Genomic DNA, 12,702 nt, shown 5'->3' on the forward strand with positions numbered 1-12,702 from the left:
GCGCACAGGTCACACCGGCATCAACTGCCATCATCCCATAATTCCGCGTCCCATATTGCCGGGGTGCCGCAAATGCTGGGGTCGGGCGGGGGGATGTTGTCAGCGTCCTTCAACGCATAAGGCAGCGTGCCGAGGATGTGCTGTAGAACGGCCAGCCGGGCGCGATATTTGTCTTCCGAGCGGATGACCGTCCAGGGCGCGTGCATTGTATGCGTGCGCTCGAATGTCTCGGCGATGGCATGGGTATAGCTGTCCCATTTCTCCAGCCCCTCGATGTCGATGCGCGAGAGCTTCCAGTGGCGCATTTCGTTGTTTTCGCGCGCCAGAAGGCGACGAAGCTGTTCGGCGCGCGACACGTTCAGCCAGATCTTGATCAGATGCACGCCGTCGCCAACCAGAATGCGTTCGAATTCGGGCAATTGCTGAAAGAAGCGCGTGCGCTGGTCCGGGGTGCAGAAACCGAAAACATGCTCGATCACGGCGCGGTTGTACCAAGAGCGGTCAAAGAGCACCATCTCGCCCCCTGCAGGCAGCCGCTCGACATAGCGCTGAAAGAACCATTCGCGCTGCTGCCGGTCGGTGGGTTTTGGCAATGCCTCGACCCGTACGACGCGGGGGTTTGTCACCTCGGTAATACGATTTATGGCACCAGATTTGCCCGCAGTGTCGCGCCCTTCAAAGACGACGATCACGCGCTGTTCAGTGTCGGCAAGCCAGTGCTGCAATTTCGCCAGTTCGAATTGCAGCGGGGCAAGCGCATCCAGATAGTCGGATTTCTTCATCCAGCGCGGATAGGGGTAGCTTCCCGCCAATGTGTCGCGTTTGCGCGCTGTTTCCACGGTCTGGCGCAATTCCTCTGGTGCCTGCTGTGTGAGGAAGGCTGTGACATGTCCGTTGAAGGGCATTGGAATTGAACTCATAAGCGCCTCTCTCATGCTGATCTGTTCAGCAAAAGGGCAAATCGTTCACGATGCAAGAGATTCTGGAGCGGGCGGCGGGAATCGAACCCGCGTCATCAGCTTGGAAGGCTGAGGTCTTACCACTACACAACGCCCGCGTTGCGATGTGCACTAGCAGCAGCCCGCGCGCGGGTCAAGACCTGAGGGCGGCTTGACTGGGCAGGAAAATCGTCAAAAGCCCAAGCAAGGGCAGAAAGGCGCAAGCTTGATAGACCCATGCAATCCCACGCGAATCCGCCATCACACCCAGAACAGCGGCGGCAATGCCCCCCATGCCGAAAGCGAAGCCGAAAAAGATGCCCGCCACCAGCCCGACGCGCCCCGGAAGCAGCGTTTGTGCATAGACCACAATCGCCGGAAAGGCCGAGGCGATGATGACCCCGATCACGACAGACAAAATCGCAGTCATGCCCAGCCCGACATAAGGCAGCATCAGCGTGAAGGGCAACACGCCCACGATTGAGGCCCAGATCACGACCAATGGGCCAAAGCGGTCGCCGATCAAGCCGCCCAGCATGACCCCCGCCGCAGAGGCAGCCAGAAACAGAAACAGCATTTGCTGCGCAGGCACGATGCCCAGATCAAAACGGTCGATCAGGAAGAATGTGTAATAGCTGGCAATACTGGCGGTATAGGCGTTTTTGCTGAAGGTCAGGATGGCCAGCACCACGATCGCCCAGATAACGCGGTTGCGCGCCAGACCATGTGTCTGTGTCAGCCGCGCATTGCCGGCACTGGCGCGCGTCAGCGTGCCATACCATAGCCCCACACGGTTCAGGATGACCATGCCGATCAACGCCATGATGGCGAAAGCCGCGACACTGGGGCGCCCGAGTGGCACCACGATAAAGGCCGCCAGCAACGGCCCCAGCGCCGAGCCGAAATTTCCGCCGACCTGAAACAGGGATTGGGCCGTGCCGTACTTGCCGCCAGAGGCCAGCCGCGCAATGCGGCTGGATTCCGGGTGAAACACGGCCGATCCAATGCCGATCAGCATCGCGCCCATCAACAGCCCGCCATAGCTGTCGGCATAGGCCAGCAGTATCAGCCCGCACAGCGTGGACCCCATGCCCACAGGCAGCGACTGTGGCATCGGGCGGCGGTCGGTCACCAGCCCGACAAGGGGTTGCAGAAGCGAGGCCGTGACCTGAAAGGCAAAGGTCATCAGCCCGATCTGCCAGAAGCTGAGGTCGAATTCGAGCGCCAGAAGCGGGTAGATCGCGGCCAGAAGGCTTTGCATGATGTCATTGATCATGTGGCACAAACTGATTGCGACCAGCACCAGCCAGCTTGTCCGGGCAGCAGGAGAGGTGGCGCTCAGGCTCATTGATAGACCCTACACATGTTCAGTAACTTCCGGATAGCCGAGCCAGATCGGGATAACAAGGCAGATTGGTGGAATTCTCAGGCATATGGGCAGGAATTGGTATGCGAGCGCGCAGGTTGCCGGTGTTTCTTCGGTTGGATCAAGTCGTTCAAAGCAACGGCGATGCCAGCGCGACGGTATTGTTCCGCAAGCGGCGCAGGGTTGACCATTTCAGCACGTCTGCGCCTGAAATCGTGCGCGCGCGATTGATATAGCTTTGCTGGCGGGCATCCAATGCGGCGGTCACCTCGCAGCATTGAAACAGAAGCGAATTCTCGTAATTCAGGTCAAAACTGCGATGGTCCAGATTGGCCGTGCCGATCATGCCAAACAGCCCGTCGACAGTGACAATCTTGGAATGGATCAAACCGTCCCTGAACAGGTGTATCCGCACGCCAGCGCGCAACAGGTCGGGATACAGGCTTTCACTGGCAGCGCCCACAATCAGGCTGTCATTGCGCGCAGGCAGGATCAGATCAACCTGCACCCCGCGTTCTGCCGCAGAACATAGCGCGGTGTGCAGGGCCTGATCTGGGACATAATAGGGTGTCGTCAGCAACAAGCGCTCTGTCGCGGCGTAGGTCATGGCGCGCAAAGCGTCTGACGGGGTAGTGTAGACGTCATCGGGGCCAGAGGCGATGACCTGTGTTATCACGCTGCCTGCATTCGGGTCTGTTGCATCAGCACTTAGCAGCGCGCTAAGGTCTTCGGAATGGTGGGTCATCCAGTCATGCAGGAAAACGGCTTGTTGCTGGCGCACGACCGGGCCTTCCAGCCGCATCAGGATATCGACCCAAGGGGCGAAACGCGGCTTGATCGCAAAGGCCGCATCGGCGCAATTGCGGCTGCCAACCCAGCTTGTGCAATTATCCACCACAACGATCTTGCGGTGATTGCGCAGATCCAGCCGCCTTAGCAAAAGGCTGACCAGAGGGTTGCCAACAGGGGCTGCGCGTTCCAGCGCAACGCCAGCCCCCTGCATGCGGCGCCATAGCGGCGAACGGATCAGATGCCGCGCGCCATGATCGTCCACCAGCACACGGCACGCCACGCCCCGCCGCGCGGCGCGGCATAGGCAGTCGGCCATCCTCGTGCCGGTTGCATCAGGCAGCCAGATATAGAACAGCACATGCACGTGATCCTGTGCGCCATCTATGGCGGTGAACATGTCTTCCATCATCTCGTCGCCTTCGGGCAACAATGTCAGGCGGTTTCCGGCAACCGGCAAAAAGCCGCTGGTGGCATGGCCTGCCGCGAAACTGGGGCGCGCGGGGCCTTGCAATGTCAGGGGCAGATCGGGGCTGCTGGCCTGCGCGGCGAGCAACTGGTTGCGGACCTCGCGCATCCGTTCGCGCTTGGCGCGCTCCAGCCGGATTTCGCCAAACAGGAAATAGGCCGCAATCCCGACACCGGGCAGCGCTGAAATAACCGTGACCCAGGCAAGCCGCGCTGTCGGGGTCAGCCCCGCGCGCAGCAGCGCGCGAATGATGAAGCTGACCTGCAAAACAACAACCAGAACGACCGTTGCGCCCGCCATGTGAAGGATCCCTTGCCATGTTCTTGTCGCCAACCTGTCATGTTGCATGATGGAAGTCACGCAGACTCGCGCATCGGAAACGCTTGAAGCGCCGGGGCATAGGCTATTTAAGGCAAGTGTTGCTCGGTATTGTTCGGGGGTGTCCCATGCTGCTTTCGCCGCTTGTATTTGATCGCTATGTTGCCCCGGCGCGGTTGCGCCCGCAGGTCTGGCGGCTGGTTATTGGCTTGGGTCTGATCCTTGTCATCTATATTGCGTGGATGGGCGCAATGGCAGGCATTATCGGCTTGCTGATGGGCGCCAGCCGTTTGGAAGAGGCGCTGGGCGCTGTTGGCACGGGTGCCACGCCATCGTCGCTGATCCTGTTGCTGCTGACATTTGTGGGCATGGCGCTGGGCGCGTTTGCCGCAACACGCTGGCTGCACAAGCGGCCTGTCGCAACCTTGTTCGGCCCGCGCAGGATTGTGCTGCGCGATTTTGCCGTCGGATTCGGGATTTTCGCAGTTATCGCGCTGCCGGGCATCCTGTGGTTCTTTGCAACGTTGGATCTGACGCGCGGTGTGGCATGGCCTGTATGGCTTATGTTCCTGCCGCTTGCGCTGGTTGGCCTGCTGATCCAGACAGGTGCCGAGGAAATCGTCTTCCGAGGGTATATGCAGCAACAGCTCGCAGCGCGTTTTGCCTCTCGCTGGGTGTGGATGGTGTTGCCATCGGTGATTTTTGGTCTGGTGCATTATGCCCCCGAGGAAATGGGCGGCTCGGTCTGGATGATCGTTTTCGTGACCGGGTTTTTCGGGCTTCTGATGGCGGACCTGACCGCGCGTTCCGGGTCAATCGGCATGGCATGGGGGCTGCATTTCGCCAATAACATGTTCGCCATCCTGCTATTCACCACGGGCGAGGCGCTGGACGGGCTGGCGCTGTATCGTCTGCCCTTTTCGGCCAGCGATACAGAGGCGATCTTGCCGCTGCTGGGCCTTGATCTGCTGGGGATGCTGCTGGTCTGGGCGATTTGTCGGCGGGCATTGCGCGGGCGCTGATTGCAATTCCCGCGCCCGCCCATTATCTGAACGCCAACTTGCGCAGGGATGGCCCGATGAACTGGATCACCAATTACGTCCGACCCACGATCAACTCGTTGTTTTCACGCCGCGAGATGCCAGAGAATCTGTGGGAGAAATGCCCCAGTTGCGGCACGATGCTGTTTCACCGTGAACTGACGGATAACCAGCGTGTCTGCAATTCCTGCGGCCATCACATGACGATCAGCCCGCGCGAACGCTTTGCGGCTTTCTTTGATGGCGGGCTGTATTCCGAAATCGCCGTGCCGCAACCGATTGCGGACCCGCTTCAGTTTCGGGATCAGAAAAAATACCCCGACCGTATGAAGGCGGCGCAAAAGCAGACCGGCGAAAAGGAAGCCATGCTTGTCGCCGAAGGCGATGTCATGCGCACGCGGCTTGTCGCGGTCGCGCAGGATTTCGGGTTCATGGGCGGGTCGATGGGCATGCATGTCGGCAATGCGATCATTGCAGGCTGCGAACATGCCATCAAGCGCAAGCTGCCGCTGGTGCTGTTTTCGGCCGCTGGTGGCGCGCGGATGCAGGAAGGGATTCTGTCCCTGATGCAGATGCCGCGCACAACGGTTGCCGTCGATATGCTGCGCGAGGCGGGCCTGCCCTATATCGTGGTGCTGACCCATCCGACCACAGGCGGCGTTACCGCCAGCTATGCCATGCTGGGCGATGTCCAGATCGCAGAGCCGGGCGCGCTGATCTGTTTTGCCGGGCCGCGCGTCATTGAACAGACCATCCGCGAAAAGCTGCCCGAGGGGTTCCAGCGTGCCGAATACCTGCTGGAACACGGCATGCTCGACCGTGTTACACCGCGGCCGGAACTGAGGGCCGAGATTGCGACCATTCTGCGTATGCTGGGCGGGCAGGGCCCGGTTGTGCATGGCGATCTGCCACGCCCTGACCCCGCCGCCGCGATCGAGACAGCGCAAACCGAAACTGCGCCAACCCCAGAGGAAAAATGAGCAACACCCGCTCCGACGCGCTGCTGGCGCGGATGATGCAGTTCCACCCCAAGATCATTGATCTGACGCTGGACCGGGTCTGGCGCCTGTTGGCCGCGCTGGACCACCCCGAACGCAAGCTTTCGCCAGTGATCCATATCGCGGGCACCAATGGCAAGGGATCGACACAGGCGATGATTCGCGCGGGGCTTGAAGCCGATGGCGCACGGGTTCATGCTTATACCTCGCCGCATCTGGCGCGGTTTCATGAACGGATCCGGTTGGCGGGGACGCTGATTTCAGAAGAGGCGCTGGCGCAGCTTCTGGACGAATGCCTTGCGGCCAATGGCACCGATTCCATAACCTATTTCGAAATCACGACCTGTGCCGCCTTGCTGGCCTTTGCCCGCACGCCGTCCGATTACACCTTGTTGGAGGTGGGGCTTGGCGGGCGGCTGGATGCGACGAATGTGGTCGATCAGCCTGCCTTGACGGTTATCACCCCCATAAGCCTGGATCATCAGCAATTTCTGGGCGAGACGCTGCCCGAAATCGCGGCCGAGAAAGCGGGCATCATCAAGCGCGGTGTGCCTTGTGTCGTCGGCCCGCAGGAAGAGGCCGCGCTTGAGGTGATCGAGGCGCGTGCCGCCTGTCTGGGCGCGCCACTTCTGGTGTATGGCCAGCATTGGCATGTCGGTGTTGAGGGCGGGCGACTGATCTATCAGGATGAAAATGGGCTTCTGGACCTGCCCATGCCAAACCTGCCCGGCCCGCATCAGGTGCAAAATGCCGGCATGGCGCTGGCTGCGTTGCGCGCGCTGGGGCATGGCAACGGGGCAGAGGCGGCTGTAACACAGGCCCATTGGCCCGCACGGATGCAACGGCTGCGCAACGGCCCGCTGGTAGAGGCCCTGCCGCAAGGCACGCTTTGGCTGGATGGAGGGCATAACCCTGCAGCGGGCAATGCGATTGCTGCAACATTGGCGCAGATGAATGTCGGCCGTATATGGCTGATCTGTGGAATGCTGAACACCAAGGATGTGGCGGGCTTCATGCGCCCGTTGCAAGACGTGGCGCAGCATCTTTATGCGGTCTCGATTCCAGGCGAGGCGGCAACCCTGTCGGCGCAACAGACAGCAGATGCCGCGCGCAGCGCTGGCATTGATGCAAGCGAATCGCCCGATGTCCTGACAGCGCTGCAAGCCATCGCAGCAAAAGACCCCGGCGCGCATGTCCTGATTTGCGGCTCTCTTTATCTGGCGGGGCATATCCTGCGCGAGAATGGCTGATGGCTATTCCCGCAGCGCAATGAAAAACGGGGCCATGCGGCCCCGTTTGTTTTGTATTTGCAAAATGTATCAGTCGGCGCTGAACTGTGCCAGGTAGGCATAAATGTCTTCAGCCGAGCCACGCAGACGGTGGTTCATGTTCGAACGTGCGCGCGGATCGCCAGTTACCTCGCGCAGGAAACCACTTGGGTCGTCAACATAGGCTACAAAAGTTTCCTCGTCCCAGACGACACCATGCTCTTCACCCGCTGCAACAATTGCACCGGAAAAACGTGCATAGCCTTCATATGCGCCAGCCTGACGACCAACGACACCCCAAAGGTTCGGACCTGTGGGTGCAAGGCGCTGGATAACGGTGCCATCAGGATCCACGATTCCGTGACAAGCTGCGCATTGGCGGAAATTGGTTTCACCGGCAGCTGCGTCGCCTGTGGGTTCTGCCTGAGCAGCAAAAGGGACTGTCATCAATGCAGCCACTACGAAAGATTTCATTTTTGACATGGATCAGTTCCTATTCTTGGGTATGGCCGTCAACTGTATGTTGCGCAGATTTCCATCAACATTCATACCTAAGCGGTAAGGCGCCAACTGGCAAGAGTTTCACAAATGCGCACTCTGCGTCGTTTTGACTTTTCTATGCACATTTTCGTGCAAACTTCAGCATCTGAGCGAAGAAAACGGAATGATCCTGTTTCCTGAAACACGCCCTGAAACATGCCAGAGCTAGAACCCGCACGCGCGCGCTGGGTGGTCATTTCGGCGCTTGGTGTCGTGATGATCCTGACATGGGGCAGCAGTTATTACCTTATGACCGTTCTTGCCGCACCGATAGCCGCTGCGACAGGCTGGGGGTTGAATGCAATCACCGGCGCATTGTCTGCGGGCTTGCTGACGGCGGCCCTGTGCTCGCCCTTTGTGGGTCGGCTGATTGCCCGCTATGGTGGGCGTCCGGTTCTGGCAGGCGGGGTCGTGGCCCTTGCGATGGGGTTGGTCTTGCTGGCATCGGCCCCCGCGCTATGGGTTTTCTGGCTGGGCTGGTTCGTGCTGGGGGCTGGCATGGCGGCCACGCTGTATGATCCGGCATTTGCAACGCTGGGCCGTCTGTATGGCGCAGATGCGCGCAGTGCGATTACCACCCTGACGCTTTGGGGCGGCTTGCCCGTCCGGCGCTGATGGCGCAGGCGGTCGCGCCAATGGCCGGCGCGTTTGTCATCAGCGCAATGGGTGAGGGGGCAACCCTGTATCTTCTGGCGGCACTTGGAACACTCAACGTCGCGTTGACATGGGCCATGTGGCACAGCACGCGCCACCCGCTAAACACATGAAAACACCGCCCGCCACGATGTGGCAGGCGGTGCAGGAAACTGTCGCAGCCGTGTTTATGGCAGCGCAGGGATTTCCAGATCGGGCATTTCGCCGGTCAGCGCATGCATGAAGGCCACGAGGTTGTCGAGTTCTTCATCAGAGAAGTCCTGACCCAGCATCTGCTGGCCCATTAACTGGACAGCGTCATGCAGGTTGTCGACCGAACCGTTGTTGAAATACGGATAGGTCACAGCAACGTTGCGCAGGGTGGGTGTGCGGAATGCAAACATGTCTGCTTCATCACCAGTGACGATAAAGCGCCCCTCATCTGTCGAACCGGGCAGCTCGAAGCGGTGGAAGCCGCTATCGGTCAGCGCTGGGCCATTGTGGCATGCCACACAACCCGCATCGACAAACAGTTTCATGCCTTCAACCTGGCTGTCGCTCATCGCTTGCACGTCGCCAGCAAGGAAACGGTCCAGAGGCGAGTTGGGCGTGTTCAGCGTCCGCTCGAAGCTGGCAATTGCGAAAGCAATGTTCTCTGCGCGGATCGGGTCATCTTCACCCGGGAAGGCCGCCGCGAAATGCTCGTGATAGATGTCGAATTCCTTCAGGCGCCGGATAGCGGCTTCCAGATCCATGTTCATCTCGATCTCGGCCTCGATCGGGCCAAGTGCCTGCCCTTCCAGATCAGGCTCGCGCCCATCCCAGAATTGCGACCCAAGGAAGCCAGAGTTCAGCACGGTCGGGGTGTTGCGGTTGCCCACTTGCCCGTCATGGCCAACAGCTGTCGGAATACGGTCAGACCAGCCCAATGCAGGGTTGTGGCAGGTTGCGCAGCTGATCACCCCAGAGCCGGAAATACGCGGCTCAAAGAACAGCATCTTGCCCAATTCAATCTTTTCGGGTGTGAGTGAGTTATTGGCCGGGATGGGGGGCAAATATGGGAGCGGTTCGAAGAAATCCATGTATTCGGCGATGTCTTCGGCATGAACTGCCGTGACACTTAGCGCCAAGGCCATGGCAGTTGCGCCAAGGCGGTGGAAATGTCTGGGGGTCATGTGGGCCTCCTGTTCGAGTTACTTAGTCTAGAACGACTGCAAGGCCATCGCCATGCATGCTTACGCGTGTCGACTCACATCCTAACAGCGTCGTGATGCGTTGCATTGATGCAGATCAATTTTTGGAAGCGTTCTAAACTCTGGGCGTCAGAAAACCCCGCCGTGCCGACCTGTCAGATCACCGGGGGCCAGGGGCGTGCGGCCTCTGCGGTGATCCATAGCTGCGCCCATTGCGGCAATTCGGGGCTGTCCTCTGGCTGGCCCATTGCGCGCAAAACCTGCGCGGGCGGCACGATGCCCTGCGCCGAGGTGATGGCCGAGCGGATCAGGATGTGGTTGGCGCATTCTTCCCCCTTCCACATGCCCTGTTCTGTATAAAGAAACCGAGTGTCCCAACCGATACACCGGCTGCGCAACTCGAACCGCTCGAACGCGCGCACGCGGCGGCGGTAGCGCGTGGAATTGCCCGCGACTGTAATGCCCCAGCCATTTTTGCGTAGCACATCTATCAGCCCGGTGCGCATGGCCATCGGAATGCGGCCCAGATCATACAGTGTCAGCGTGCGGCCATTGTTCAATTCCACCCAAGGGTCCAGATCCCAGGGCCAGCACCGATGATAGGACACATGCAGATCGCAGACCCCAAGGCGCGGGGCATTGCGGTATTTCAGCATTTCCTTGGTAAATCGGACGAAGGGGTACATCGGCATTCTCCTTTCCAGACGCGGTGCCGCAAGGGCAGCGCAGCGTCAAGGCCGGCCGTGGGGTTATGTTGCCAGCTTTTCCAGCAGGGCGGGGCCAAACCGCGCCACGCGCGCGGGGTCCATGCCCTTGATCCGCGCCAGCTCTGCCTCAGTCCGGGGCTGTGCGGTTGCGATAGCACGCAAGGTCGCGGGTGATAGCGTCAGCAACTTGTCGGTTCCGTCCGGCCCGCGTTCCAGATCGCGCGCAAGGATGAACAGCGCATCATACAGATCGCCCGCTTCCCGACCTGCCAGCTTGCGCCGCTGGGGGTGTTGCGGGGCAGGGGTGGCCCCGGTGATGATTTCCAGAAAGCCGGCGCCATAGCGGTCAAGTTTGGTCGCGCCGACACCGGAAATACGCGCCATTTCGTCCATATTGGCGGGCCGTGTTTCTGCCATCTCGATCAGGGTGCGATCAGTGAAAATAACATAGGCGGGCACGCGGGCTTCTTCGGCGAGGGCGCGCCGTTTGGCCTTGAGCGCGGACAGAAGCGGCGCGTCTTCGTCCGAGACAAGCGATTTTACCGCAGGGCGGTCCTGTGCGCCCGTGACCGTATCTTCGCGCAGGTGTATTTCCGCCTCTCCACGCAGGATCGGGCGGGCTGTTTCGGTCATGCGCAGGGCACCGTGGCGTTCTGGGTCGGGGCGCACCAGATCGCGGCCCATCATCTGGCGAAACACCACCTGCCATTTGGCGCGGCTCAGGTCTTTTCCGGCGGCAAAGGTTGGTAGGGCATCATGCCCGCGCTGGACGACCTTGGGGGTGGAATTGCCCAACAGAATATCAATCAAATGCCCTGCGCCAAAATTCTCGCCTGTGCGCAGAATGGCCGATAGCGCCTTGCGCACGGGGGTGGTGGCATTGAACAGCTTGGCAGGGATCGCGCAAAGGTCACAATTCCCGCAGGGTTCCGATGCATCGCCGAAATAGGACAGCAACACCTGACGGCGACAACCCGTCGCGTCGGCCAGCCCCAAAAGCGCATTCAGGCGGGCATGATCTGCCTGTTTACGTTCCAACGGGGCCGGGCTTTCGTCGATCTGCGACCGGCGCAGGCGAATATCATCAGGACCAAACAGCGTCAGCGTATCAGCGGGGGCACCATCACGGCCCGCGCGACCGATTTCCTGATAATAGGCCTCGATGGATTTGGGCAGATCGGCATGGGCCACCCAGCGGATATCGGGCTTGTCCACCCCCATGCCAAAGGCCACGGTTGCCACTACGATCAGGTCATCTTCGCGCTGAAACAGGTCTTCTACCATGCGCCGGGCGTGTGCTTCCATTCCGCCGTGATAAGCGCGCGCATTATGGCCTGCGTCGCGCAGCCCTTGGGCAAGCGACTCGGTCCGGGCGCGGGTGCCGCAATAGACAATGCCCGATTGCCCCTTCTGCGCGCGTGCATAGGCCAATATCTGGTCGCGCGGCTTGTTCTTGACGGCAAAGTTCAGCCGGATGTTGGGCCGGTCAAACCCGCGCAGGAAAATTTTCGGCGCGCCCCCGTCAAACAACCGCTTGATAATCTCGGCGCGGGTTTCGGCATCGGCGGTGGCCGTAAAGGCGGCCAACGGCACATTCAGGGTGCGACGCAAATCACCCAGCCGCAGATAGTCGGGGCGGAAATCATGGCCCCATTGGCTGACGCAATGCGCCTCATCCACTGCAATCAAGCCGCAGCGCGCGCGGCGCAGCATGTCAATCGTGCCGCCCGATGCCAGACGTTCAGGCGCGATGTAAAGCAGCTTCAATTCATTGCGCGACAGAGCCTGATAGACAGCATCGGTTTCGGCTTCGGTATTGCCAGAGGTCAGCGCGCCTGCCGCAACACCCAGTTCCTGCAAGGCGCGCACCTGATCGCGCATCAGTGCAATCAGCGGGGAAATCACGACAGTCAGCCCCTCGCGACATAGCGCGGGCAGTTGGAAACACAGCGACTTGCCACCGCCGGTGGGCATAATGGCCAGCGTATCCTGCCCTGCGATCACGGCCTCAACAATCTCGGCCTGACCGGGGCGAAAGGCGGGAAAGCCGAAAACACGCGACAGGACCGCGTCAGGCGGCTGGGTATCGGCAACGGGAAGGGGGGACGACATCAGCCTAGATAAATGCTGCCGCGTTGTTAATCAGGATGACGCGGATCGCATAAATCGCGATCAATGCGATCAGGGGCGCAAGATCTATCCCGCCCAGATCGGGCATGAACTGGCGAATGCGCTGATAGGCCGGTTCCAGTAGCCGGTTCAACCCGTCCCAGATTGAGGCAACCATCGCATTGCGCAGGCTGAGTACCTGAAAATTTATCAGCCAGCTCAGAATGATATGCGCAATGATAATGAATTGCGCGACACTCAGGATAAGCAGCAGGATCTGGATAATGGACAGCATGGGTCACTCCGCATTGGTTCGCGCAAACCTAAGCGGAGT

General features: G+C 60.2%; 13 protein-coding genes and 1 tRNA gene. 5 read left to right on the forward strand and 9 right to left on the reverse strand.

Annotated features, from left to right (window positions below; all coding sequences use genetic code 11):
• Positions 1–20: 20 nt before the first annotated feature.
• From ppk2 to cls, 4 genes are all read right to left on the reverse strand, one after another.
• Positions 21–920, reverse strand: coding sequence for a polyphosphate kinase 2 (ppk2, locus tag EV660_RS00785; protein ID WP_221232218.1), 900 nt, complete (start codon positions 918–920; stop codon positions 21–23).
• Between the two features lie 63 nt (positions 921–983).
• A tRNA-Gly gene (locus EV660_RS00790) sits at positions 984–1,057 on the reverse strand.
• A 35-nt stretch (positions 1,058–1,092) separates the two neighbouring features.
• Positions 1,093–2,286 carry an MFS transporter gene (locus EV660_RS00795; RefSeq protein WP_071481812.1) on the reverse strand — a complete coding sequence of 398 codons (1,194 nt, stop codon included), beginning with the start codon at positions 2,284–2,286 and terminating at the stop codon, positions 1,093–1,095.
• 148 nt (positions 2,287–2,434) lie between these two features.
• Positions 2,435–3,862, reverse strand: a complete 1,428-nt coding sequence (gene cls / locus EV660_RS00800; protein ID WP_071482347.1) for a cardiolipin synthase — start codon at positions 3,860–3,862, stop codon at positions 2,435–2,437.
• 146 nt (positions 3,863–4,008) lie between these two features.
• On the opposite strand from cls, the gene EV660_RS00805 reads away from it, so the two are divergent.
• Genes EV660_RS00805 through EV660_RS00815 form a run of 3 tightly spaced genes read left to right on the forward strand, consistent with a single transcriptional unit; the run spans position 4,009 to position 7,168 of the window.
• Positions 4,009–4,902: a CPBP family intramembrane glutamic endopeptidase gene (locus tag EV660_RS00805; protein WP_071481811.1), complete on the forward strand. Its 894-nt coding sequence runs from the start codon at positions 4,009–4,011 to the stop codon at positions 4,900–4,902.
• A gap of 56 nt (positions 4,903–4,958) precedes the next feature.
• Complete coding sequence (gene accD / locus EV660_RS00810; RefSeq protein WP_071482346.1) at positions 4,959–5,900, forward strand: acetyl-CoA carboxylase, carboxyltransferase subunit beta; 942 nt, start codon at positions 4,959–4,961, stop codon at positions 5,898–5,900.
• Positions 5,897–7,168 carry a bifunctional folylpolyglutamate synthase/dihydrofolate synthase gene (locus EV660_RS00815; protein WP_071481810.1) on the forward strand — a complete coding sequence of 424 codons (1,272 nt, stop codon included), beginning with the start codon at positions 5,897–5,899 and terminating at the stop codon, positions 7,166–7,168. The genes accD and EV660_RS00815 overlap by 4 nt, the downstream gene beginning before the upstream one ends.
• Before the next feature lie 69 nt (positions 7,169–7,237).
• Here the strand turns inward: EV660_RS00815 and EV660_RS00820 are convergent, their stop codons facing one another.
• Positions 7,238–7,660 (reverse strand): c-type cytochrome, encoded by a 423-nt coding sequence (locus tag EV660_RS00820; RefSeq protein WP_246028969.1) that lies wholly within the window; start codon positions 7,658–7,660, stop codon positions 7,238–7,240.
• 222 nt (positions 7,661–7,882) lie between these two features.
• Between EV660_RS00820 and EV660_RS00825 the strand changes: the two genes are divergently transcribed.
• On the forward strand, positions 7,883–8,341 hold the full coding sequence (locus EV660_RS00825) for an MFS transporter (protein ID WP_184409733.1): 459 nt from the start codon (positions 7,883–7,885) through the stop codon (positions 8,339–8,341).
• On the forward strand, positions 8,341–8,493 hold the full coding sequence (locus EV660_RS18520; protein WP_168800282.1) for a hypothetical protein: 153 nt from the start codon (positions 8,341–8,343) through the stop codon (positions 8,491–8,493). Before EV660_RS00825 ends, EV660_RS18520 begins: the two co-directional genes overlap by 1 nt.
• Before the next feature lie 54 nt (positions 8,494–8,547).
• Here EV660_RS18520 and EV660_RS00830 read toward each other — a convergent pair whose 3' ends face one another.
• The 4 genes from EV660_RS00830 to EV660_RS00845 all read right to left on the reverse strand — a co-directional run bounded on the left by EV660_RS00830 (position 8,548) and on the right by EV660_RS00845 (position 12,663).
• Positions 8,548–9,534 carry a cytochrome-c peroxidase gene (locus tag EV660_RS00830; RefSeq protein ID WP_071481808.1) on the reverse strand — a complete coding sequence of 329 codons (987 nt, stop codon included), beginning with the start codon at positions 9,532–9,534 and terminating at the stop codon, positions 8,548–8,550.
• 173 nt (positions 9,535–9,707) lie between these two features.
• A complete protein-coding gene (locus EV660_RS00835) occupies positions 9,708–10,238 on the reverse strand; it encodes an acyl-CoA thioesterase (RefSeq protein ID WP_071481807.1) in 531 nt (176 codons plus the stop codon).
• Positions 10,239–10,301: 63 nt separating this feature from the next.
• Positions 10,302–12,371: a DNA helicase RecQ gene (recQ, locus tag EV660_RS00840; RefSeq protein ID WP_071481806.1), complete on the reverse strand. Its 2,070-nt coding sequence runs from the start codon at positions 12,369–12,371 to the stop codon at positions 10,302–10,304.
• 4 nt (positions 12,372–12,375) lie between these two features.
• Positions 12,376–12,663 (reverse strand): YggT family protein, encoded by a 288-nt coding sequence (locus EV660_RS00845; RefSeq protein WP_071481805.1) that lies wholly within the window; start codon positions 12,661–12,663, stop codon positions 12,376–12,378.
• Between the last annotated feature and the right edge of the window lie 39 nt (positions 12,664–12,702).

Origin of the sequence: Roseinatronobacter bogoriensis DSM 18756 (assembly GCF_004366635.1) — a bacterium.
Lineage (GTDB): Bacteria > Pseudomonadota > Alphaproteobacteria > Rhodobacterales > Rhodobacteraceae > Roseinatronobacter > Roseinatronobacter bogoriensis.

Excerpts from the sequence above, each read along its gene's own strand:
- ppk2 (WP_221232218.1), bottom strand. The coding sequence starts at position 920 with ATGAGTTCAATTCCAATGCCCTTCAACGGACATGTCACAGCCTTCCTC.
- EV660_RS00795 (WP_071481812.1), bottom strand. The coding sequence starts at position 2,286 with ATGAGCCTGAGCGCCACCTCTCCTGCTGCCCGGACAAGCTGGCTGGTG.
- cls (WP_071482347.1), bottom strand. The coding sequence starts at position 3,862 with ATGGCGGGCGCAACGGTCGTTCTGGTTGTTGTTTTGCAGGTCAGCTTC.
- EV660_RS00805 (WP_071481811.1), top strand. The coding sequence starts at position 4,009 with ATGCTGCTTTCGCCGCTTGTATTTGATCGCTATGTTGCCCCGGCGCGG.
- accD (WP_071482346.1), top strand. The coding sequence starts at position 4,959 with ATGAACTGGATCACCAATTACGTCCGACCCACGATCAACTCGTTGTTT.
- EV660_RS00815 (WP_071481810.1), top strand. The coding sequence starts at position 5,897 with ATGAGCAACACCCGCTCCGACGCGCTGCTGGCGCGGATGATGCAGTTC.
- EV660_RS00820 (WP_246028969.1), bottom strand. The coding sequence starts at position 7,660 with ATGAAATCTTTCGTAGTGGCTGCATTGATGACAGTCCCTTTTGCTGCT.
- EV660_RS00825 (WP_184409733.1), top strand. The coding sequence starts at position 7,883 with ATGCCAGAGCTAGAACCCGCACGCGCGCGCTGGGTGGTCATTTCGGCG.
- EV660_RS18520 (WP_168800282.1), top strand. The coding sequence starts at position 8,341 with ATGGCGCAGGCGGTCGCGCCAATGGCCGGCGCGTTTGTCATCAGCGCA.
- EV660_RS00830 (WP_071481808.1), bottom strand. The coding sequence starts at position 9,534 with ATGACCCCCAGACATTTCCACCGCCTTGGCGCAACTGCCATGGCCTTG.
- EV660_RS00835 (WP_071481807.1), bottom strand. The coding sequence starts at position 10,238 with ATGTACCCCTTCGTCCGATTTACCAAGGAAATGCTGAAATACCGCAAT.
- recQ (WP_071481806.1), bottom strand. The coding sequence starts at position 12,371 with ATGTCGTCCCCCCTTCCCGTTGCCGATACCCAGCCGCCTGACGCGGTC.
- EV660_RS00845 (WP_071481805.1), bottom strand. The coding sequence starts at position 12,663 with ATGCTGTCCATTATCCAGATCCTGCTGCTTATCCTGAGTGTCGCGCAA.